Raw genomic sequence first — 20,439 nt, 5'->3', positions numbered from 1 at the left:
TTAACGTGTCGAGCGTCGCACTGATCTGGTTCGGCGGCTTGCGCGTCGACAGCGGCCGAATGCAGGTCGGTTCGCTGATCGCCTTTCTGGCGTACTTCATGCAGATCCTCATGGCGGTGTCGTTGGCGGCAACGCTCCTGGTCGCCTTGTCGCGGGCTTCGGTGTGCGCCGAACGGATCACCGAGGTGCTGTCCAGTCGTCCTGCCGTCGACAACCCGCAAAACCCCATCTTCCCGCCGCGCGGGGCGGCGGGTGTGGTGCGGTTGGCCGGGGCCACCTTCTGCTATCCGGGTGCTGAGCGGCCTGTGCTGCAGGATGTTTCGCTGACCGCGGTGCCCGGTACCACCACTGCAGTCGTCGGCACCACTGGTTCGGGCAAGTCGACGTTGTTGTCGCTGATCTGCCGGCTCTATGACGTGACCGCCGGCGCTGTCCTCATCGACGGTGTCGATGTCCGCGACTACGACACCGAACGACTCTGGTCGGCGATCGGGCTGGTGCCCCAGCGCGGATACCTGTTCTCCGGCACCGTCGCGGACAACCTGCGCTACGGCGCGGCCCCAGAACAAGTAGTCACCGACGAAGAGATGTGGGAAGCGCTGCGGGTGGCGGGGGCCGACGGTTTCGTCTTCGCGCACGATGACGGGCTGCAGATGCGGGTAGCCCAGGGCGGAATTAACTTCTCCGGCGGACAACGGCAACGGCTGGCGATCGCCCGGGCGGTCATCCGCCGCCCTGCCGTCTCCCTGTTCGACGACGCGTTCTCCGCACTCGATGTGCTCACCGACGCCATGGTCCGCGCGTCGCTACGGGAGATCTCCGCGGATTCCACGGTCATCATTGTCGCACAACGAATCTCGACCGTCATACAGGCCGACCAGGTGGTCGTCATGGACGGCGGACGCGTAGTCGGCTCGGGTACCCACGAATCGCTGCTGGTCGACTGCCCGAGATACGTCGAGTTCGTCGATTCCCAATCGCTGGGTGCCGGGGTCGGGGGCCAGCCGTGACCGGGCCGACGGATGGGCCGATCCGCGGGACGGTGCAGGACCCCCCGCAGCGGTCCCGCGACTTCACCGGCTCAGCGATAGATCTGCTGAAACGCCTTGCCCCGCAACGCGGACCGGTCACCGCCGTGATCGTGCTGTCCATCGCTGGAATAGCGACCTCGGCGGTCGGCCCGCGAATCCTCGGCCACGCTACCGACCTAATCTTCAACGGAGTTATCGGCCGGCAGCTGCCGGCCGGTATTACCAAGGAACAAGCCGTCGCGGCTGCCCGCGCCCGCGGCGAGGATACCTTCGCCGACTTGCTGTCCGGAATGAACGTGGTACCCGGGAAGGGCGTGGACTTCAGCGCGGTCGGCCGCACATTGGCGCTGGCGTTGGGCCTGTATCTCTTGGCCGCACTGCTGATCTGGCTCCAAGCCAGGACATTGAGCGTCACCGTGCAGCGGACCGTGAGGGCGCTGCGCTCCGATGTCGAGGACAAGCTGCACCGCCTGCCGCTGTCCTACTTCGACGGCCGGCAGCGCGGTGAATTGTTGAGCCGGGTTACCAACGACATCGACAATATGCAGACATCGATCTCCATGACGATCAGGCACTTGGTGACTTTGGTGCTGACAGTGGCGACGGTGCTGGTGATGATGCTCTCGATCTCGCCACTGCTGACGATGATCGCCTTGCTTGCGGTGCCGCTGTCGCTGCTGGTGACCCGCGCGATCGTACGGAGTTCGCAGCGGCTGTTCGTCGCCCAGTGGACCAACACCGGACGGCTCAACGCCCACATCGAGGAGACCTACAGCGGTTTCACGGTGCTGAAGACGTTCGGTCATCGCGTCCAGGCTCGACAACAATTCCGCGAGTTCAACGACGAGCTGTATGAGGCCAGCTTCGGCGCCGCGTTCTTCTCTGGTCTGATGTCGCCGGCGACGACGTTCATCGGCAACCTCGGCTACGTCGCAGTGGCGGCGGTCGGTGGTCTGCAGGTGGCCACCGGACAGATCACGCTGGGCAGCATCCAGGCGTTCATCCAGTACGTGCGCCAGTTCAACCAGCCGATAAACCAGGTTGCCGGCATGTACAACACCCTGCAGTCCGGAATGGCCAGCGCCAAGCGGGTGTTCGAGCTGCTCGACGAGCCCGAGGTATCACCAGACAGGGAACTGATCCTGCCGCGGCTCAATGGCCAGGGGCCGCCCGGGCGGGTCGAGTTGCGGCACGTGAGCTTTGCTTACCACCCCGGCACTCCCGTGATCAACGACCTGTCACTGATCGCCGAACCAGGCAGCACGGTGGCGATCGTCGGGCCGACGGGAGCGGGCAAAACCACGCTGGTGAACCTGCTTATGCGGTTCTACGAGGTTGACTCCGGTGCAATCCTGATCGACGGCGTCGATATCGCATCGGTGAGCCGGCACTCGCTGCGATCGCGGATCGGTATGGTGCTGCAGGACACCTGGTTGTTCGACGGGACGATCGCGGAGAACATCTCCTACGGGCGGCCAGGGGCGAGCGAAGACGAGGTGGTCGAAGCCGCCACGGCGGCCCACCTGGACCGGTTTGTGCGCACCCTCCCAGAGGGTTACCAGACGCAAGTCAGCAACAACGGTGGCAATGTCAGCGCCGGTGAGAAGCAGCTGATTACAATTGCGCGAGCGTTTCTTGCCCGCCCACAGCTGTTGATCCTCGACGAGGCAACCAGTTCGGTGGACACCTGCACCGAGCTGCTAATTCAGTGTGCGATGTCTGCGCTTCGCCGGAACCGAACGAGTTTCATTATCGCGCACCGCCTTTCGACGATCCGGGATGCCGACCACATTCTGGTGGTGGAGGCCGGCAAGGTTGTCGAGCAGGGCAACCATGCCGAACTGCTTGGCCGGGCGAGGTGTCTACTAACGCATGACGCGAACCTGGGACGCTCGCCGTCCGGTGTGGCAACGCGGTGGCGCTGTCACCCGGCCAACACTTAACACCCGCAAGCGTGGCCACGCCAGGCTCGGATGCCCTGCCAGACCGCAATGCCCGCAACGGCAAGGCCGATCGCGGGGTCAATCCACCAGCCGCCGGACCAAACGGCGGTGACCCCGAGGCCGATCAGGACCCCGGCCGCCTGGGCCGCGCACAGGTAGTTCTGGGTGCCTTCGTCCTCGGTGGCTTCAGAGCCCAGCCGCGTGCCCAATTGGTGGTTGGCCCGGCCCAGCGCCGGCATCAGCAACAAGGCGACCGCCGTCAAGCCGATGCCGACCACCGATGTTTCGGCGTGGTGCCCGCCGGTCAGGTCGCGGATGGATTCGACGGCGATGTATGGCGCGGTCAGCCAAAACGACAGCGCCACACCGCGTTGGGCGCGGCGCTCGGCACAGTGCGATGAAACGCGGGCACCGCTGAAGCGCCATACCACCATCGCGCTTGCCAGCGCCTCAGCCCCGCCGCCGAGCGCCCACCCGGTCAAAGCGACCGATCCGACCGCCAAGCCCTCCCACAGGCCCACGGTCCCCTCGGTGAGCACCACCACCAGGCTGACCCAGGCAAGTCGCCGCGCCCAACGGGCATCTCGCCGCCACCCGGCGTCCGGCGCGACAGGCGTCGGGTGCGCCAACTCGGCAATCGAGGTCGTCATCTCCATCCGGCGATGGTAGAGCGCGCGCCGCGAGCTCAGCTGCGATGACACCCAGCCGTAATACATCCGTGCCAATGCCCGTAACCTGGGTTTTCACGGTTTTGGCGGTCCCTAGGACCGAGAGTCAGACACCTGCCTCGTCTTCGATCAGTTGGTTATTCAGCACGCGTTTGAGCACCTTCCCGCCCGCGTTGCGGGGCAGGGCGTCGACGAAAACCACGTCGCGCGGAACCTTGAAGCGCGCCAACCGATTTCGGACGTAGTCTTTGACTTCCCGCTCAGTCAGTGCCGCGCCCGGTCGCCTTACGATATAGCTGCGCAGGCGCTGTCCGAACTCTTCGTCGGCAACGCCGACGACCGCGACCTCAAGGATGTCGGGATGATGCGTGAGCGCCTCTTCGACCTCACCCGGAAACACGTTCTCGCCCCCGGAGATGATCATCTCGTCGTCGCGTCCGTCGATGAACAGCCTGCCGGCCCGATCGAAATGACCGACGTCACCGGTGGACATCAGGCCCCGGATCAACTCCTTGGTGCCGCCGCTGGTGTATCCCTCGAAGGCCAGCACGTTGCCGACGAAGATCCGCCCCGGCGTCCCCGGGGGAGCCGCATGTAGGTCGTCGGTGAAAACCTTGACGACCGACCCGGGCACCACCGCGCCGACGCATCCGGGCGCGACCGCCAGATCGGCGGGCGTGGCGATGGTGGCGTAGGCCACCTCGGTGGACCCGTACATGTTGTAGACCACGGGTCCCAGCGCTTCGAGCGCTCGGGTGGCCAGCGCGGCGCCAAGCTGGGATCCGCCGACGAACACGATGCGCAGCGAGGACAGATCGTGCGCGGCAAGGGCCTCGGGCCCCAGGTCGAGAATGCGCCGCAGCATGATCGGCACGACGATCATGGCGCTGGCCCGATGTGCGGCCACGCTGTCCAGGGCGTGCTGGGCGTCGAAGTGGCGTCGCAGCACCAGCGTCGAGCCCAGCACCATGGCGTACATCGCATGGCTGAAGCCCATTGAATGAAACAGCGGCACACAGCATTCGGTGACTTCCCGGCCCCGAAACGGCGCCTTGCCGAGCAAGCCGCCGACCGGTATCAGCGAGTAGGGCTCCGAACGCGCGGCACCCTTGGGCACTCCGGTGGTGCCGCTGGTCGAAATGACGATCTTGGGTCGACCGCCGGAGCGGGGCGGCAAGCTGGGATCGCCGTGCTTGATCAGCGTGTCCAGTGTGTCAGCGGCAGGCGTTTGCGCCCAGGCCCGAATCCGGCCCAACCGCGGCTGGACGTCGGCGACGACGGCGCTGTACTCGTCGTCGTACACCAACAGGTCGCAGAGATGGGGGCCTTCGCGGGCCAGCATGTCGGCGAGCTGCACGCTGCTGAAACCGGTGTTGAGCAGCAGGACGCCTGCGCCGCACTTGCCGGCGGCGTAGACGGCCTCCAGGAAGCCTCGGTGGTTACCGGCCAAGATGGCCACGCTGTCACCCGGACCCAGCCCGCGCCGGCGCCACTCGTTGGCCAACGCGTTAGTCCGGTTGTCGAGCTCGCCGAAACTCAGCGCACCGCGCTCGTCGATCAGCGCTACTCCGTTGGGGTCTCGGGCAGCGGTGATCACCGTCGCCGCCCCCAGGATCCCGTAGCGGTGGACGGCACGCAGCACCGGCAAGATCCGGCCGGGCGGGATCAACCGCAGTCCCCCGGACCGCGCATAAAGCAGCAGCGACAAGATTTCCAAACCCGCGCGCCTGCTTACTCCCGCTATGGTTTGCACACGTCGATGCTTCCGGGAGGGCCAGCCGCAAATAAGGGCGCAACGCCACTAGCTGCAGGGGTCTTTGGTCACCGTGCGCCGAGCCCTGGGATGAGCCCTTGGCGCTTGTAGTTATTCTGGCTAACCAGTAGATCGGAAGGACTATCTGGATGGCGCGCAGCGGCCGTAGTGAAAATGACACCTGGGATCTGGCGACCAGCGTGGGAGCCACCGCAACCATGGTGGCCTCGGGACGAGCCCGGGCCACCAGGGCCGCGCTGATCGACGATCCGTTCGCCGAGCCGCTGGTGCGCGCCGTGGGCGTCGACTTCTTCACCCGGTGGGCCGCCGGGGAACTCGACGCCGCCGATGTCGATGACCCCGGTGCGGCGTGGGGCATGCAACGCATGACCGACCTGCTGGCAGCACGCACCCGCTATATCGACGCGTTCTTCTCCGAGGCGGCCACGGCGGATGTCCGCCAGGTGGTCATCTTGGCCGCCGGCCTCGACGCACGGGGATACCGACTGCCCTGGGCGCCGGGAACGACGGTGTTCGAGATCGACCAGCCGCAAGTCATCGAATTCAAGGTCACCACGATCGGCGCGCTCGGCGCACGGCCCACGGCCGACATCCGGGCCGTCGCCATCGACCTGCGCCACGATTGGCCGTCGGCGCTGCGACAGGCGGGGTTCGATTCCGGGCAACCCGCCGCATGGGCCGCCGAGGGGTTGCTCGGGTTCCTGCCCGCCGACGCCCAGGATAGGTTGCTGGACAGCATCACCGCGCTCAGTGCGGACGGCAGCCGGCTGGTGGCCGAAGTGTTCCTGAATTCCGCGGCCAACCTACAGGCGTTGAATGGCGCCACCCTGCGCTGGCGTGAGCGGGGTCTCGACGTCGAGCTGGAAAACCTCGGCTTCCCCGGCGACCGCAACGACGTGGCGAGCTACCTGGGAGAGCGTGGCTGGCGCGTGGATCGCACACCGCTGAATCAGTTGTTGGCCGACAACGGTCTACCGCTGCAGTCCAGTGACCCGGAAGCGCCGTTCGCCAGGAACTACTACTGCACCGCGGTGTTGCACGATGGAAAGGCCGGTTGATGCCAAACAGCAAGCCCGCCAAGCCACTTGACGGTTTCCGGGTACTCGACTTCACCCAAAACATAGCCGGACCGATGGCCGGGCAGGTGCTGGCCGACCTGGGCGCCGAGGTCATCAAGATCGAGGCGCCCGTCGGTGAGGCGGCCCGGCACATCACCGCCGTCCTGCCCGGACGCCCGCCGCTGGCCACGTTGTTTCTACCCCACAACCGGGGCAAGAAGTCGGTGATAGCAGACCTCACCAGTGCGGAAACCAAGCAGCAGATACTGCGGCTGGTTGATACCGCGGACGTTGTGCTGGAGGGGTTTCGCCCCGGGGTGATGGAACGCATGGGCCTGGGTCCCGACGAAATGCGTTCCCGCAACCCCAAACTCATCTATGCGCGCCTGTCGGCCTACGGCGGCAACGGCCCGCACGGCAGCCGACCGGGCGTCGACCTCATGGTCGCGGCCGAGTCAGGCATGACCACCGGGATGCCCACACCGAGCGGCAAACCGCAGATCATTCCGTTCCAACTCGTCGACGCCGCCAGCGGTCACGTGCTAGCCCAAGCGGTGCTGGCCGCGCTGCTCAACCGTGAGCGCCACGGGGTGGGCGACGTCGTGCGAGTCGCGATGTATGACGTCGCGGTTAGCCTGCAGGCCAGTCAATTAACCATCCACCTGAATAAGCCGAGCGCAAGCCCCAAACCTGAATCCGCACCAAAAGCTCAGCGACGCAGGGGTGTTGGCTTTGCGACCCAGCCGTCGGACGCCTTCAAAGCCGCCGACGGCTACCTGGTCATCAGCGCCTATGTGCCCAAGCACTGGACCAAGCTGTGCCAGATCATCGGCCGGCCAGACCTCATCGACGACGAGCGGTTCGCCGACCAGCGCTCACGGGCGATCAATTACCCCGAGTTGACCGAGGAACTGGAATCGGCGCTGGCCGCCAAGACCGCCGCCGAATGGGTTGAGGCGCTGCAGGAAGGTGGTCTGATGGCTTGCCTCGCCTACACCTGGAAGCAGGTCGTCGACACCGACCTGTTCGCCGAGAACGACCTCGCGCTGGAAGTCGGCAGCGGCGACCCGGAAATTGGGGCGATCAAAGTGGTCCGCTTGCCCGCGCGCTACTCGAGCTTTGACGCCGTGGCCACCGATCCCCCGCCCGCCGCCGGCCAACACAACGACGAGTTTCTCAACGCACCACAACCCGCGTCGTAATGCTCAGGGCGTCAGCTTGACCGCCCTGTCGTTACCGCGGTCGGCGACGTACACATTGCCGGTCCCGTTACCAGCACCGTCCACCGTCACCCCCAAGGGGGTGTTGAGCCCGGTCAGCGGCAGCACGGTCGGGGTGTTCGACCCGGACACCAACTTCATCACCTGGTTGGCGTCGTGTTCCGTGACGTAGACGGTGCCGGCGTTGTCCACCGCGATACCCCACGGCGCGCTGACGCCGGTGAACGGCAGCACGGTCTGGCTGGCCGCCCCGGCGGCCAACTCCAGCACCCTGTTGTTGTCGGTGTCGGTGACGTAGACGTTGCCGGCGGGATCGACCGCCACACCATCGGGATTCTTCAGCCCGGTGAACGGCAGCACCGTCTGGGCGTTCGACCCGGGCGCCAACTTCAACACCCTGCTGTTGCCGCGGTCGGCGACATACACGTCGCCCTGGCCGTCCACCGCCACCCCTTCGGGGTAATTGAGGCCGCTGAATCCCAGCACGGTCTGGTTGTTCGACCCGGCCGCCAATTTGATCACCCTGTTGTTGAAATCGGCGACGTACACCGCGCCGGAGTTGTCCACCGCCAGCCCCTGCGGTTGGTAGAGGCCGCTGAACGGCAGCACCGTCGGGGTGCTCGATCCCGCCGGCAACTCCACCACCCGCCCGTACATGCCTTCACTGGTGACGAACACATCGCCGGCTTTGTCCAGCGCCACCCCGCCGGGAGAGAGGCGGAAGTCGATGCCGTTGAACGGCAGCACAGTTTGCCCGGACACCGGCTTCGAGGACGCTGATGACGGACGCGTTCCCAGGTAGCCGGTGACACCGATGGCGGAGACGAGCGCCAGTGCAGCAGCGCCGGCAATGATCCACCGCTTGCGTTTCCGACCGGGCCTCGGGGCGCCGTGCGTGAAGTCCTGCATCACCGGGGGCCAGCTGGTGCCGCTCCCCCGCTCGGGAACGGGAAGGGATACCGGACGCACCATCGTCTCGTCGCTGGGCCCGAGGTTAGGAACCACACCGTAATAGGCCCGCGACGCCGCGCGCAGCGCGTGCAGGGCGCCGGGGAGCAGGCTCCCGTTGTCGCCTTGCCGCAGAATCGTGGTTTCGAGGCGCTGCTCGGGTCCGGTCAGCGCGTCGTGGGCGGCGGCGGCCAGCTCACCGGCGGTGCGAAAACGCTCGTCGGGGTTTTTGGCCATGCCCATGGCGATCACCTGGTCCAGGGCGACCGGAATCATCCCGGGACGCAGCTGCTGGCTGGGCCGCGGGACAGGGTCGAGCAGATGCGCGGCGACCAACCGTTCGACACTGTCGGATTGGTACGGCGGCGCCCCGGTCAAGCACTCGCCCAACACACAGGCCAGCGCGTAGATATCGGCGCGGTAGGTGACCTCATCGCCGGTGAACCGCTCCGGGGCCATGTAGTTGTAGGTGCCGACCGCGGTCCCGCTCTGGGTCAGCCCTGGGTCGGTGGCGGCGCGGGCGATGCCGAAATCCACCAGATACGCGAAGTCGTTGCCGCCGATCAGGATGTTTTCCGGTTTGACGTCGCGGTGCGTCACGCCGTTGGAGTGCGCGGCGTCCAGCGCGGCGGCGATCTGGCGCACGATGGCCACCGTCCGCGCCGGGGTCAGTGGACCGTAGTGCTTCAACAGGGTGCGCAGCGAAGCGCCGTCGATGAGGCGCATCTCCACGAAGAACTGCCCGTCGATCTCGCCGTAGTCATGGATCGGCACGATGTGCGGCTCGGTCAGCCGCCCCGCCGTGTCGGCCTCGCGTTGCATCCGCGCGCGAAATACCGAGTTGTTGGAGAACTGCGGCGAGATCAGCTTCAACGCCACCACCCGGTGCTTGCGGGTGTCCTCGGCCTGATACACCTCGCCCATCCCGCCCCGGCCCAGCAACTGCACCAGCTGATAGGGCCCGAAACGCGTTCCTGCCCGCGAAGCCAGCTCACAATCGTTCACTTCTCGACGCTCCCTTCACCCGACGCTGTTACTCACGAGATGGCGTTCACGGCTGCCGCGACCCTCGCCTGAAACGAGCTCGGCAGCGGAATGGACCCGTACTGGTCCAAACCGACCTGGCCCGCGCCAATTGCGGCCTGCATGAACGCCTTTACGGCCGCCCCGGTCGCGGAATCCGGGTACTTCGAGCACACGATCTCGTAGGTCGCCTCCACGATCGGATACGCGCCGGGCTGCGTCGGCTTGTAGAACGACGACGTGTCCACCACCAGATCATTGCCCTGCCCGGTGATCCTCGCTGCCGCAATCGTTTTGGCAACCGAGTCGGTCGTGATCGCCACCGCGTCGGGACCCGCTGACGTGATGATCTGCGCCATGCTCAATTGCCTGCCCACGCCGAACGACCACTCGTTGTAGGTGATCGCCCCTTCGGTGTTTTGCACGGACGCCGACGTGCCGTTGTCACCGGCCGCGCCGTCACCGACACCCCCGCCGAACGTCTGGCCGACGCCCTTGCCCCACGCGCCGTTGGATGCGGCATCGAGGTACTGCTCGAAATTCGAGGTGTCGGCGGATTGGTCGCTGCGGAAGAAGACGTGAATGGGTTCCGACGGCAGGTTGGCGCCGGGATTGAGCGCCTTGATCGACGGGTCATCCCAGCGGGTGATGCTGCCGTTGAAAATCTTTGCGAGCGTGGGCCCGTCGAGTTTCAGCGAGTTCACACCGTTGACGTTGTAGGTGACCGCGATCGGTCCGAACACCGCCGGAAGATCCCAGGCCGGTGAACCGCACCGCTGCGCCGCGTGGTCGACCTGACCCTTCGACGGGCTCAACGGATCACCGGAACCCGCCAGATCAGTAACGTTACTGAGGAAATCGGTCACCCCGGCGCCGGAGCCGTTGGCGTTGTAGTCCAGCGTGTAGTCGGGGCAGGCATGCACGTAGGCGTAGACAAATTGTTCCATCGCGTTCTCTTGCGCGGTCGCGCCGCTGGCTCTGAGTTGCTTTTTGCCGCCACATTGCACCGGCGCAGGCGCGGGGCCGGCCGCCGACGACGATGCGTGCGTCGCGCTGCCGCATCCTGATAACACCAGGGCGCTGGCGGCCAGAAGGCTCAGCAGGGCGCCAGATCGGTTGAGTCGCATAGGAACTCCTCCATTTGCTCAGGGCGACGAACATGATCGCTCCGCCACCGGGGAGCCCCCCGAACACACTGAACATACAAACTCCCGAATATGGGTGGACGATGAGCGGCGCCTTTGTAAACAAGCAGAGGCGTTTCAAAATAAGCGGAACCTGGGTGGCAGATCGGGACAAGCTTTGAAAATAAGCACCCGATGAGCGTCGACTTTGAAGATAGACAGAGCATGGCTTCGCGTGGTTCTCAATGCGGTTTGGCGACGTAACTTTGAGTCGTGTTGATTAGCCCTGAACAGCTCGACGCCCAGACCGGTGGCCCCGCAGCTGATGATGCCGATGTCGCTCCTCCGGCCATGGCGGCGGTGAACCTCACCCTCGGTTTCAGCGCCAAAACCGTTCTGGACCAAGTGAATCTGGACTTTCCCGCGCGTGCGGTCACCTCCTTGCTGGGGCCGACCGGCTCCGGCAAGAGCACCTTCCTGCGGACCCTGAACCGGATGAACGACAAGGTCTCCGGATACCGCCGTGGCGGGGATGTACTGCTGGACGGGCAGAGCATCTTCAAAAACCAAGACCTGATGGAGTTTCGCCGCAGAGTCGGCATGCTGTTCCAGCGGCCCAATCCATTCCCGATGTCAATCATCGACAACGTGGTGGCCGGGGTGCGCGCCCACAAAATGGTGCCGCGCAAGGAATTCAAAAACGTCGCCGAGGCACGCCTGCGCGAGGTCGGCCTCTGGGATGCGGTCAGGGATCGCCTCGGTGATTCGCCGTACCGGCTCTCCGGTGGTCAGCAGCAGTTGTTGTGCCTGGCCCGTGCGCTCGCGGTGAATCCCGAGGTGCTGCTGCTCGACGAGCCCACCTCCTCGCTGGACCCGACCACCACCGAGAAGATCGAACAGCTCATTCGATCACTGGCCAATCGGCTCACCGTGGTCATGGTGACCCACGATCTGGCCCAGGCCGCCCGCATCGGCGACCGAACGGCCCTGTTCTTCGACGGCAGGCTCATCGAGGAAGGGCCCACCGAGCAGTTGTTCCTAGCGCCGAAGCATGCCGAAACCGTCCGTTACGTCTCGGGACTGTTCGGCGACCGGGGGTTGCTCGGCGTGGTGGTGGGGGCCTCTGAAGGCAAATAAGCAAGCAAATAGGAACACAAATAGGGAAGCAAACGGGGGACCGAGAAGAGAATGAGAAAGGTTGTGCCCGATGACAAGCCAGAAGAATCGTTTGCGGACCCTGATGGTCGCTGTGCCGGTGGTCCTGGTCGCAGCGGCCTGCGGCGCACACTCGACGACCGCGAGCTCCGGCGCCCCCGTCGGTAACTCCGCCGCCCCGGCAGCCACCCCCGCGACGTCGAATGTGGCGTTGTCGGAGACCGGTGCCACCGAGCTCTATCCCCTGATGAATCAATGGGTTCCGGCCTACCACTCGAAATACCCGAACGTCAGCATCAGCACCGGGGCCACGGGATCGGGTGCCGGGATCTCCCAGGCCGCCGCCGGGACGGTCAACATCGGCGCGTCCGGTGCCTACCTGTCCGACGGCGACATGTCGGCGCACAAGGGCCTGATGAACGTCGCGCTGGCCGTGTCCGCGGAGCAGGTCAACTACAACCTGCCCGGCGTCAGCGGACACCTGAAGCTCAATGGCAAGGTGCTGGCGGCCATGTATGAGGGCACCATCAAAACCTGGAACGACCCGCAGATCGCCGCGCTGAACCCCGGCGTAAACCTGCCGGCCACGCCGGTGGTTCCGCTACACCGCTCCGACGGGTCCGGCGACACCTTCGTGTTCACCCAATACCTGTCGAAGCAAGACCCCGGTGGCTGGGGTAAGTCACCCGGCTTCGGCACCACCGTCAACTTCCCCGCGGTGCCGGGCGCGCTCGGTGAGAACGGCGCCGGCGGCATGGTGACCGGCTGCGCCGCGACCCCCGGCTGCGTCGCCTACGTCGGCGTCAGCTACCTCGACCAGGCCAACCAGAAGGGACTGGGCGAGGCTCAATTGGCCAATGCCTCGGGCAATTACCTGCTGCCCGACGCCCAAAGCATCGGCGCCGAGGCCGCCAGCTTCGCCGCACAGACCCCGGCGAACCAGGTCGTCTCGCTGATCAACGGGCCGGCGCCGGACGGCTACCCGATGGTCAACTACGAGTACGCCGTCGTCTACAGCGACCAGAAGGACCCCGCAGTCGCACAAACCATGCAGGCGTTCCTCAACTGGGCGGTGAACGACGGAAACGCACCCTCGTTCTTAGACCAGGAGCACATGCAGCCGCTGCCGCCCGCGGTCGCGAAGTTGTCCGATGCCCAGATCGCCAAGATCACCAGCTAAGTAGCTCCGGTGAGCATCGCTGTGCCGCATGGGCTCCGCAAGCCCACGCCTGCGCGCCACACCCATCAGGAACCTCACGAGGGCCGCGCCGTCCGGTGGGCGGGCCGGTTGAGTGCGATCGTGCCGCTGCTCGCGCTGGTGTTCGTGGTGGCGACGCTGGTCATCGAGGCACTGCCCGCGGTCAGGGTGAACGGGTTGCACTTTTTCACCGGCACCGAATGGAACCCGGGCAACACCTACGGCAGCATCGAGACCAGCCACGGTGTCGCACATCCGGCCGGCGCCGTCTATGGCGCGTTGCCGCTGATCGTGGGAACCCTGGCGAGCTCCGCGATCGCCCTGATCGTGGCGGTGCCGGTGTCCATCGGGGCTGCGATCGCGATCGTGGACCGGTTGCCCAAACGTCTGGCGTCGGCCGTCGGCATGGTACTCGAAATGCTGGCCGGCATTCCGAGCGTCGTCGTCGGCCTGTGGGGGGCGATGACGTTCGGGCCGTTCATCGCCCATCACATCGCGCCGGTGATCGCCCGCAACGCTCCTGATGTGCCGGTGCTCGACTACTTCCGCGGCAACACAGGCAACGGGGAGGGCATGTTGGTGTCGGGTCTGGTGCTGGCGGTGATGATCATTCCGATCATCGCCAGCACCACCCGCGACCTGCTCCGGCAGGTGCCGATGCTGCCCCGCGAGGGCGCAACTGCGCTGGGCATGTCCGATTGGGAGTGTGTGCGCCGGGTCACCCTGCCGTGGGTGTCCAGCGGCATCGTCGGCGCTGTGGTTCTGGGTCTGGGGCGTGCGCTGGGAGAGACGATGGCCATCGCCATGGTGTCCGGCGCGGAGTTGGGTGCGTTGCCGTCCAACATCTATTCGACGATGACCACCATCGCCGCCACCGTGGTGTCGCAGCTGGATTCGGCGTTGACCGACTCCACCAACTTCGCAATCAAGACGCTCGCCGAGGTCTCTCTGGTGCTGATGCTGATCACCTTGCTGACCAACATCGCGGCCCGGGCATTGGTGCGCCGGGCGTCGAGTACCGCGCTACCGGTGGGACGAGGTGCTTGAAATGAAGTCGGTCGAGGCTCGGCGCAGGCTCGTCAACTCGGGGTTCTGGGTGGCCTGCTTCTGCTGTCTTGCGGTGGTGGCCGGCCCGACGTTGTGGATGCTGTTCGGAGTCGTCGGCCGTGCCTGGCCGGTGTTCCACTTCAGCGTGCTGCTGCGCGACACCCAAGGGAACGGCGGCGGGCTGCGCAACGCCATTATCGGCACCGTGGTCCTCGGTTTCGGGGTCACGCTGGTGGCCGGCACGGTAAGCGTGCTGGCCGCGATCTATCTGTCCGAATTCGCCACTGGCAGAGCACGATCGATTCTGCGTGGCGCGTACGAGGTGCTGGCCGGTGTCCCGTCCATCGTGCTCGGCTATGTCGGCTACATCGCACTCGTGGTCGAGTTCGACTGGGGTTTTTCCCTGGCGGCCGGCGTGGTGGTGCTGTCGGTGATGAGCATTCCGTACATCACCAAGGCCACCGAGTCCGCGCTGTCCCAGGTGCCGACGTCGTACCGGGAAGGGGCGGAGGCACTTGGGCTGCCGTTCGGTTGGACCCTGCGCAAGATCGTGCTGAAGCCGGCGGTGCCCGGCATCGTCACCGGCATGCTGGTGGCGCTCGCGCTGGCGATCAGTGAGACGGCGCCCATGCTGTACACGGCTGGCTGGTCGGACACGCCGCCGACGGGACAACTCACCCACTCACCGGTCGCCTACCTGACCTATCCGATCTGGACGTTTTACAACCTGCCGTCGTCCTCGGCGCAGGACCTGTCCTATGACGCGGCCTTCTTGCTGATCGTGTTCCTGCTGCTGCTGAACATCTTCGGGCGGCTGATCAGCCGGTTCGCGCAGCGGCATTCGGAATCGGTATAGCAATGAATTCCCGGTGAGTTCAGAATGAGTCGATGCAAGCCGGGTCAATCCTGCGCAATCTGCGCTACGACCTTCCCGCATCCCTCGTTGCGTTTCTGGTTGCGCTGCCGCTGTCGCTAGGAATCGCCATCGCCTCCGGGGCTCCGCTGATGGCCGGTTTGATCGCCGCGGTGGTGGGCGGCATCGTCGCCGGCTCCGTTGGCGGGTCGCTGCTTCAGGTCAGTGGCCCGGCCGCGGGCCTGACCGTAGTGGTCGCCGGGCTGATCGACGACTTCGGTTGGCAGATGACGTGTGTGATCACCATTTGCGCGGGGGTACTGCAGATCCTGTTCGGGGTGATTCGGGTGGCTCGCGCCGCGCTGGGCGTTGCTCCGGTCGTGGTGCACGCCATGCTGGCGGGCATCGGGGTGACCATCGTGTTGCAGCAGATTCACGTTCTGCTCGGCGGGAAGTCGCGCAGCTCGGCGTGGGAGAACATCAAGGCGTTGCCGAGCGGGATCCTGCATCACGAACTAGACGAAGTTTGCGTCGGCGGGATCGTCATCGCCATTTTGTTGTTATGGCCGAAGCTGCCCGCCAAGCTCCGTCTCGTCCCGGGCGCGCTGGTGGCCATCGTGGTGGCAACCATCGTCGCGGAGGCTGCGCACCTGGAAGGTGTCGACCGAATCGAGCTCTCGGCCAACTTCTTCAAGGCCATCAGCCTGCCGCACCTTGCCCCGACGAACCCCGCCGGGGAGCCGTTTGCCGGCGAGATCGGCGAGATCGCTTTGGGAGTCCTCACCGTCGCCCTCATCGCCAGCGTCGAATCGCTGTTGTCGGCGGTCGGAATCGACAAGCTGCACAACGGGCCTCGCACGAACTTCGACAGAGAAATGATCGGGCAGGGCAGCGCGAATGTGGTGTCGGGATTGCTCGGCGGGTTGCCGGTCACCGGCGTCATCGTGCGCAGCTCCACCAACGTGGCGGCCGGCGCGCACTCCCGGATCTCGACCGTTCTGCACGGCGTGTGGATCCTGCTGTTCGCGTCGTTGTTCACCGAACTGGTGGAACTCATTCCCAAGTCGGCGCTGGCCGGCCTGCTGATCGTGATCGGCATCCAGCTCGTCAAGCTGGCCCACATCAAACTTGCTTGGCGCACAGGCAATTTCGCGGTCTACGTCATCACGATTGTGTGCGTGGTGTTTCTCAACCTGCTCGACGGCGTGGCGATCGGCCTCGCCGTCGCGATCGGCATCCTGTTGACCCGCCTGGTACGCGCACCCATCGAAGCCAGACCGTACGGCGACGACGCGTCCAAGCACTGGCGGGTCGACATCGACGGCACGCTCAGCTTCCTGTTGTTGCCCCGGCTGACCAAGGTGCTGTCGGAGCTGCCGCCGGGTTCGGACGTGCGATTGACGCTCAACGCGGACTACATCGACGAGGCGGTGTCCGAGGCCATTTCCGATTGGCGACACGCCCACGAGGCGACCGGCGGAACGGTGGTCATCGTTGAAACGACACCCGCGCAGATGCAGCACGCGCATACCAGTCGGCCCAAGCGTCACTACACGCCTCGCTCGATAGACCAGGTCCCATGGCCGCGCAGCCCCGAAGATAACGCGAAACCGAATGCGGTGTTCCTCACGTGCGCCGACGCGCGGATCATGCCCGACGTCATCACCGCCAGCGGGTCCGGTGACCTCTATACCGTGCGCAACGTCGGCAACCTGGTACCGACCGATCCGGCCGATCGCTCGGTCGACGCCGCGCTCGAGTTCGCGGTCGACCAGCTTCACGTGAGTTCGGTTGTCGTGTGTGGACATTCGTCATGCAGCGCGATGGCCCAACTGCTGCAGGACACTCAGGACGCTGCGGAAGGACCGGCCACGGCGATGAGCCGGTGGCTCGACTATGCCCGCGACAGTCTCGTCGCCTACCGCGGTCAGCATCCGGCATGCGTGAGCGCGCGGGCAAGCGGCTTCAGCGAAGTCGATCAGCTGAGCGTCGTGAATGTGGCCGTGCAGGTGGAAAGGCTTGCAGCCCATCCGATCTTGGCCCCCGCCATGGCTTCTGGTGCTCTACAGGTCGTCGGCATGTTCTTCGACATGTCAACGTCGCACGTCTACGAGGTGAATCGGCACGGCATCGTGCGCCCCGCGGAGCCCGCCGGCGCGCTGTAGCAAGTCAGCCTGGCGGAAGACGGACCACCTGCAAAAAGAACTCGTCGATCTGGCGGACCGCGTTGATGAATTGGTCGAGGTCGACCGGCTTGGTGACGTAGGCGTTGGCGTGCAGCTTGTAACTGCGCAAAATGTCCTCCTCCGCCGAGGAGGTGGTGAGCACGACAACCGGGATACGACTGAGATCGGGGTCGGACTTGATCTTCTCGAGCAGCTGGCGGCCATCGTATTTCGGCAGGTTCAGATCGAGCAGGATGAGGTCGGGCCGTGGCGCGTCCTGGTATTCACCGCGCTGGTAGAGATAGTTCAATCCTTCCTCTCCGTCGTGCGCGACGTGCAGCCTGTTCTGTAGCTTGTTGTGCTCGAACGCTTCTCGGGTGATGAGCTCGTCACCCGCATCGTCTTCGACCAGCAGGATGTCGATTGGTCGAGTGGCCGCTATCATTCGTGTGCTCCTTCCAAGGTGGCCAACCGGTTTGCCTCCGCGCCGATGGACGCGGCAATGGGCAGCGTGAACTCGAACCGGGTCCCATCGGCGTAGGACGTGTCGATCCGGATGTTGCCGCCGTGATGCTCGACGATTTTTTTGCACAGCGCGAGACCCAGACCCGTTCCGGAGTACTGGTCGCGGCCATGGAGACGTTGGAAGATCACAAAGACCTTGTCGACGAACTCCTCGTCGATGCCGATGCCGTTGTCGGTCACCGACAGTGACCACTCGCCGGCGCCCTGTTCGCATTCGATGACGATCCGGGGTGGGTGATCGTCGCGCTGGAACTTCACCGCATTGCCGATCAGGTTCTGCCACAACATCGTCAGCAGGGTGGGGTCTCCAACGACCCGCGGAAGACGCTGCTCCGGGCGCACGATCTCGGCGTTGGATTCCTCGATGGCGGCGGCGAGGTTGACCAGCGCGTCGTCCAATGCGGTTTGAAGGTCGGCCTCGTCGTGCATGGCGGCGACCCGGCCGACCCGGGAGAAGCTGAGCAAATCGTTGATGAGCACCTGCATACGTTTGGCGCCGTCCACCGCGAAACCGATGTATTCGATGCCGCGCTCGTCGAGCTTGTCGGCGTATCGCTTCTCGAGCAGCTGGCAGAACGAGGCAACCTTTCGCAAGGGTTCCTGCAAATCGTGCGACGCGACGTAGGCGAACTGCTCGAGTTCGGCGTTCGAGCGCCGCAGTTCGACCGCCTGCTCGTCCAGCTGGGCTCGGGCCGACTGCGTCGCTTCCAGCTCCGCCACGATGCGCTGTCGCATGTTTTCCACGTCGATCGCGATGCCTCGAATGTCTCTCGGCCGCCGCGGGGGCGTGATGGCTTCGCCGAAGCTGCCCTGGGTGATTCGTCGGCATGCCCCGGCCAGCGCTTGCAGCGGAATGGTGACCGCGTAGCGGGTCAGCAGTCCCAGCAGTGTCGCCGTGGCGCAGAACACCACGACCATGGCGATCAGTACCCTGTCGCGCCAGTCGTCGACGCGTTGGAGCTCGTCGGCGGCGTACGTCCGCGCCGCGGCCAGGTCCGCGTTCTGGACATTGAAAAGCTCTCGTATATGGTCGAATTCGGCCTTGCCGCGTTCAGCAGTGCCACTGCTGATCAGGTTGGGAGTGTTGGGGGCCACGCTCGCGATAAGCGGATCAGCATAGGTCGCCCGCCAGGAGGCAGACGCCTTTTCGATCGCGTCCAGATCCGCGATTAGGTCCGGGCGGGAGCCTATTCGCCGCCGGACCTCGCCGGCCGCCGCCAGTTCGTCGTGCTGCCCGTCGTAGTACGGGGCGAGGAACTGCCGATCGGCGGAGATCAGATAACCGCGCAGGCCCGTTTCCTGGTCGCGCAGCGCCGCCTGCAACTCGGCCGCCGCCACGCGCGCCGGCTCGATGTTGTCGGTCATCTCGCGCGTCATCTCGTCGGTGCGACCCAGCAGCGCTGCACCGGCCACCGCGCCCGCGAGCACCAGCAGGCCCATGGACAACAGCACCAGGAACTGCCATCCCCGCACCGTGAGCTGTGGTCGGCGCAGCCGGTTGAGCACGGAAGTCACCCGGTGGTCCGCTCCACGCGCACCACCGCGATGTCATCGGTGAGCCCGCCGTGCGCCTGAGCGCGTTCCTGGGCTCCGTCGATGAGCGCGTCGACGAAGGCCGGACCGGCCAATCCCGCGTGCGAGCGGGCCAGCGCAAGCAAACCGTCCTCGCCGAGACGTTCGCTGCCTAGACCCGAATATCCCTCGAAGAGTCCGTCAGTAAGCAGTAAGAGTCCATGGCCCGCGGGCAATTCGATCTCATGCTGCGGCCAGGCGTCGGCGTGCAGGCCCAGAGCGGGACCAAAAGGGGGTTCGATCCATTCCACTGAGTCGGCGCCGTGCAGCAGCATCCCGGGATGACCGGCGCGGACGCCGGTGATCCGCGCGCCGTCGGGTGGGATCTCCAGGCTCAGCACCGTGGCCAAGACGCCTTTTTCGGCGCGTTCGGCGTGCAGCACCCGCTCCAGCTGCGGCATTCGATCCGCGGCGTCCATGCCGGCGAACGTCAGCGTGCGCCACGCGATCCGCAACGCCGCGCCCAGGGCCGCCTCGTCGGGCCCGTGCCCGGCGACGTCACCGATCAGGACATGGGTCACCCGGTCGGGAGTTTGTACGACGTCGTAGAAGTCCCCGCAGAGCAGGGCGTTCTCCCGGCTCGGCCGGTATCGGGCGACGATGTCGACACCCGGGTCCTCGAGCAGCAGCGGTGAGGGTAGCAGGCCACGTTCGAGCAGCGCGTTCTCCCGGGCCCGAAGTTGACTCGCGTGCAGGTCCGCGGCGATGAGCTCGGCACGTTTGCGCTCGATCGCATACAGCAGCGCACGCCGCAGCATTTCCGGTTCAACGCTCCCTTTGACCAGGTAGTCCTGCGCGCCGGCGGCGACCGCGGATGCCCCGAAGTACTCGTCGTTGCGCCCGGTCAGCACCACGATCGGGACGGTGGCGTCGCGTTTGGCGATGCGGTCCAGGGCGTCGATTCCGCTGGCATCGGGCAGGTTCAGGTCGAGTAGCACGCAATCGGGGCGCGCGGACGCCAGCGCGCGCTCGGCGTGCGCCATCGACTGCGCCCATATCACCTCGATATCGGCGACCGCGTCCGCGATCAGGTCTTCCACCAACACGGCGTCGCCCCGGTCGTCCTCCACCAGCAGCAGCGACAACGAATGCCAATCTGGTCCCGGGCCGCTATTCAGCGTCTGCAACGAGCACC

Annotated in this window: 16 protein-coding genes; 9 read left to right on the top strand and 7 right to left on the bottom strand. The window is 65.6% G+C overall.

Annotated elements, in window-relative coordinates:
* Together ACLP9N_RS10555 and ACLP9N_RS10550 are read left to right on the top strand one after the other, a co-directional pair.
* Positions 1–1,010, top strand: a 1,010-nt coding sequence (locus tag ACLP9N_RS10555; protein WP_442407352.1) for an ABC transporter ATP-binding protein, incomplete at its 5' end; no start/stop codon positions are given.
* The gene (locus ACLP9N_RS10550; protein WP_442407351.1) at positions 1,007–2,974 is read left to right on the top strand and encodes an ABC transporter ATP-binding protein; all 1,968 of its coding nucleotides are present in this window, start codon (positions 1,007–1,009) and stop codon (positions 2,972–2,974) included. The genes ACLP9N_RS10555 and ACLP9N_RS10550, both read left to right, overlap by 4 nt.
* On the opposite strand, the gene ACLP9N_RS10545 is transcribed toward ACLP9N_RS10550, so the two are convergent.
* Both ACLP9N_RS10545 and ACLP9N_RS10540 read right to left on the bottom strand, forming a co-directional pair.
* Positions 2,971–3,630 (bottom strand): cation transporter, encoded by a 660-nt coding sequence (locus ACLP9N_RS10545; RefSeq protein ID WP_442407359.1) that lies wholly within the window; start codon positions 3,628–3,630, stop codon positions 2,971–2,973. The genes ACLP9N_RS10550 and ACLP9N_RS10545 overlap by 4 nt on opposite strands.
* Before the next feature lie 118 nt (positions 3,631–3,748).
* On the bottom strand, positions 3,749–5,395 hold the full coding sequence (locus ACLP9N_RS10540) for an AMP-binding protein (protein WP_442407350.1): 1,647 nt from the start codon (positions 5,393–5,395) through the stop codon (positions 3,749–3,751).
* A gap of 149 nt (positions 5,396–5,544) precedes the next feature.
* Between ACLP9N_RS10540 and ACLP9N_RS10535 the strand changes: the two genes are divergently transcribed.
* Together ACLP9N_RS10535 and ACLP9N_RS10530 are read left to right on the top strand one after the other, a co-directional pair.
* On the top strand, positions 5,545–6,474 hold the full coding sequence (locus ACLP9N_RS10535) for a class I SAM-dependent methyltransferase (protein ID WP_442407349.1): 930 nt from the start codon (positions 5,545–5,547) through the stop codon (positions 6,472–6,474).
* A complete protein-coding gene (locus ACLP9N_RS10530; RefSeq protein ID WP_442407348.1) occupies positions 6,474–7,676 on the top strand; it encodes a CoA transferase in 1,203 nt (400 codons plus the stop codon). The genes ACLP9N_RS10535 and ACLP9N_RS10530 overlap by 1 nt, the downstream gene beginning before the upstream one ends.
* Positions 7,677–7,679: 3 nt before the next feature.
* Here the strand turns inward: ACLP9N_RS10530 and ACLP9N_RS10525 are convergent, their stop codons facing one another.
* Both ACLP9N_RS10525 and pstS (ACLP9N_RS10520) read right to left on the bottom strand, forming a co-directional pair.
* A complete protein-coding gene (locus ACLP9N_RS10525) occupies positions 7,680–9,647 on the bottom strand; it encodes a serine/threonine-protein kinase PknD (protein ID WP_442407347.1) in 1,968 nt (655 codons plus the stop codon).
* 32 nt (positions 9,648–9,679) lie between these two features.
* Complete coding sequence (pstS, locus tag ACLP9N_RS10520) at positions 9,680–10,792, bottom strand: phosphate ABC transporter substrate-binding protein PstS (RefSeq protein WP_442407346.1); 1,113 nt, start codon at positions 10,790–10,792, stop codon at positions 9,680–9,682.
* A 348-nt stretch (positions 10,793–11,140) separates the two neighbouring features.
* On the opposite strand from pstS (ACLP9N_RS10520), the gene pstB reads away from it, so the two are divergent.
* The 5 genes from pstB (at position 11,141) to ACLP9N_RS10495 (ending at position 17,207) form a co-directional block, all read left to right on the top strand.
* Positions 11,141–11,926: a phosphate ABC transporter ATP-binding protein PstB gene (pstB, locus tag ACLP9N_RS10515; protein WP_442407358.1), complete on the top strand. Its 786-nt coding sequence runs from the start codon at positions 11,141–11,143 to the stop codon at positions 11,924–11,926.
* A 70-nt stretch (positions 11,927–11,996) separates the two neighbouring features.
* Positions 11,997–13,124, top strand: coding sequence for a phosphate ABC transporter substrate-binding protein PstS (pstS, locus tag ACLP9N_RS10510; protein ID WP_442407345.1), 1,128 nt, complete (start codon positions 11,997–11,999; stop codon positions 13,122–13,124).
* Positions 13,125–13,145: 21 nt separating this feature from the next.
* Positions 13,146–14,189 (top strand): phosphate ABC transporter permease subunit PstC, encoded by a 1,044-nt coding sequence (gene pstC / locus ACLP9N_RS10505; RefSeq protein WP_442407357.1) that lies wholly within the window; start codon positions 13,146–13,148, stop codon positions 14,187–14,189.
* 1 nt (position 14,190) lies between these two features.
* Entirely contained in the window at positions 14,191–15,045 is an 855-nt protein-coding gene (gene pstA, locus ACLP9N_RS10500) for a phosphate ABC transporter permease PstA (protein WP_442407344.1), read from the top strand.
* Between the two features lie 32 nt (positions 15,046–15,077).
* Positions 15,078–17,207, top strand: coding sequence for a SulP family inorganic anion transporter (locus ACLP9N_RS10495; protein ID WP_442407343.1), 2,130 nt, complete (start codon positions 15,078–15,080; stop codon positions 17,205–17,207).
* Between the two features lie 4 nt (positions 17,208–17,211).
* Here the strand turns inward: ACLP9N_RS10495 and ACLP9N_RS10490 are convergent, their stop codons facing one another.
* The 3 genes from ACLP9N_RS10490 to ACLP9N_RS10480 form a co-directional block, all read right to left on the bottom strand.
* Positions 17,212–17,652, bottom strand: a complete 441-nt coding sequence (locus ACLP9N_RS10490; protein ID WP_442407342.1) for a response regulator — start codon at positions 17,650–17,652, stop codon at positions 17,212–17,214.
* Positions 17,649–19,172 (bottom strand): sensor histidine kinase, encoded by a 1,524-nt coding sequence (locus ACLP9N_RS10485; protein ID WP_442407356.1) that lies wholly within the window; start codon positions 19,170–19,172, stop codon positions 17,649–17,651. Before ACLP9N_RS10485 ends, ACLP9N_RS10490 begins: the two co-directional genes overlap by 4 nt.
* 71 nt (positions 19,173–19,243) lie before the next feature.
* Positions 19,244–20,389 (bottom strand): PP2C family protein-serine/threonine phosphatase, encoded by a 1,146-nt coding sequence (locus ACLP9N_RS10480; RefSeq protein WP_442407355.1) that lies wholly within the window; start codon positions 20,387–20,389, stop codon positions 19,244–19,246.
* Positions 20,390–20,439 lie beyond the last annotated feature (50 nt).

The sequence above is a fragment of the Mycobacterium sp. genome, from assembly GCF_052144515.1.
Taxonomy (GTDB): domain Bacteria; phylum Actinomycetota; class Actinomycetes; order Mycobacteriales; family Mycobacteriaceae; genus Mycobacterium.
The sequence above is the reverse complement of the archived record's forward strand: the minus strand, read 5'-3'. Positions and strand labels throughout refer to the sequence as shown.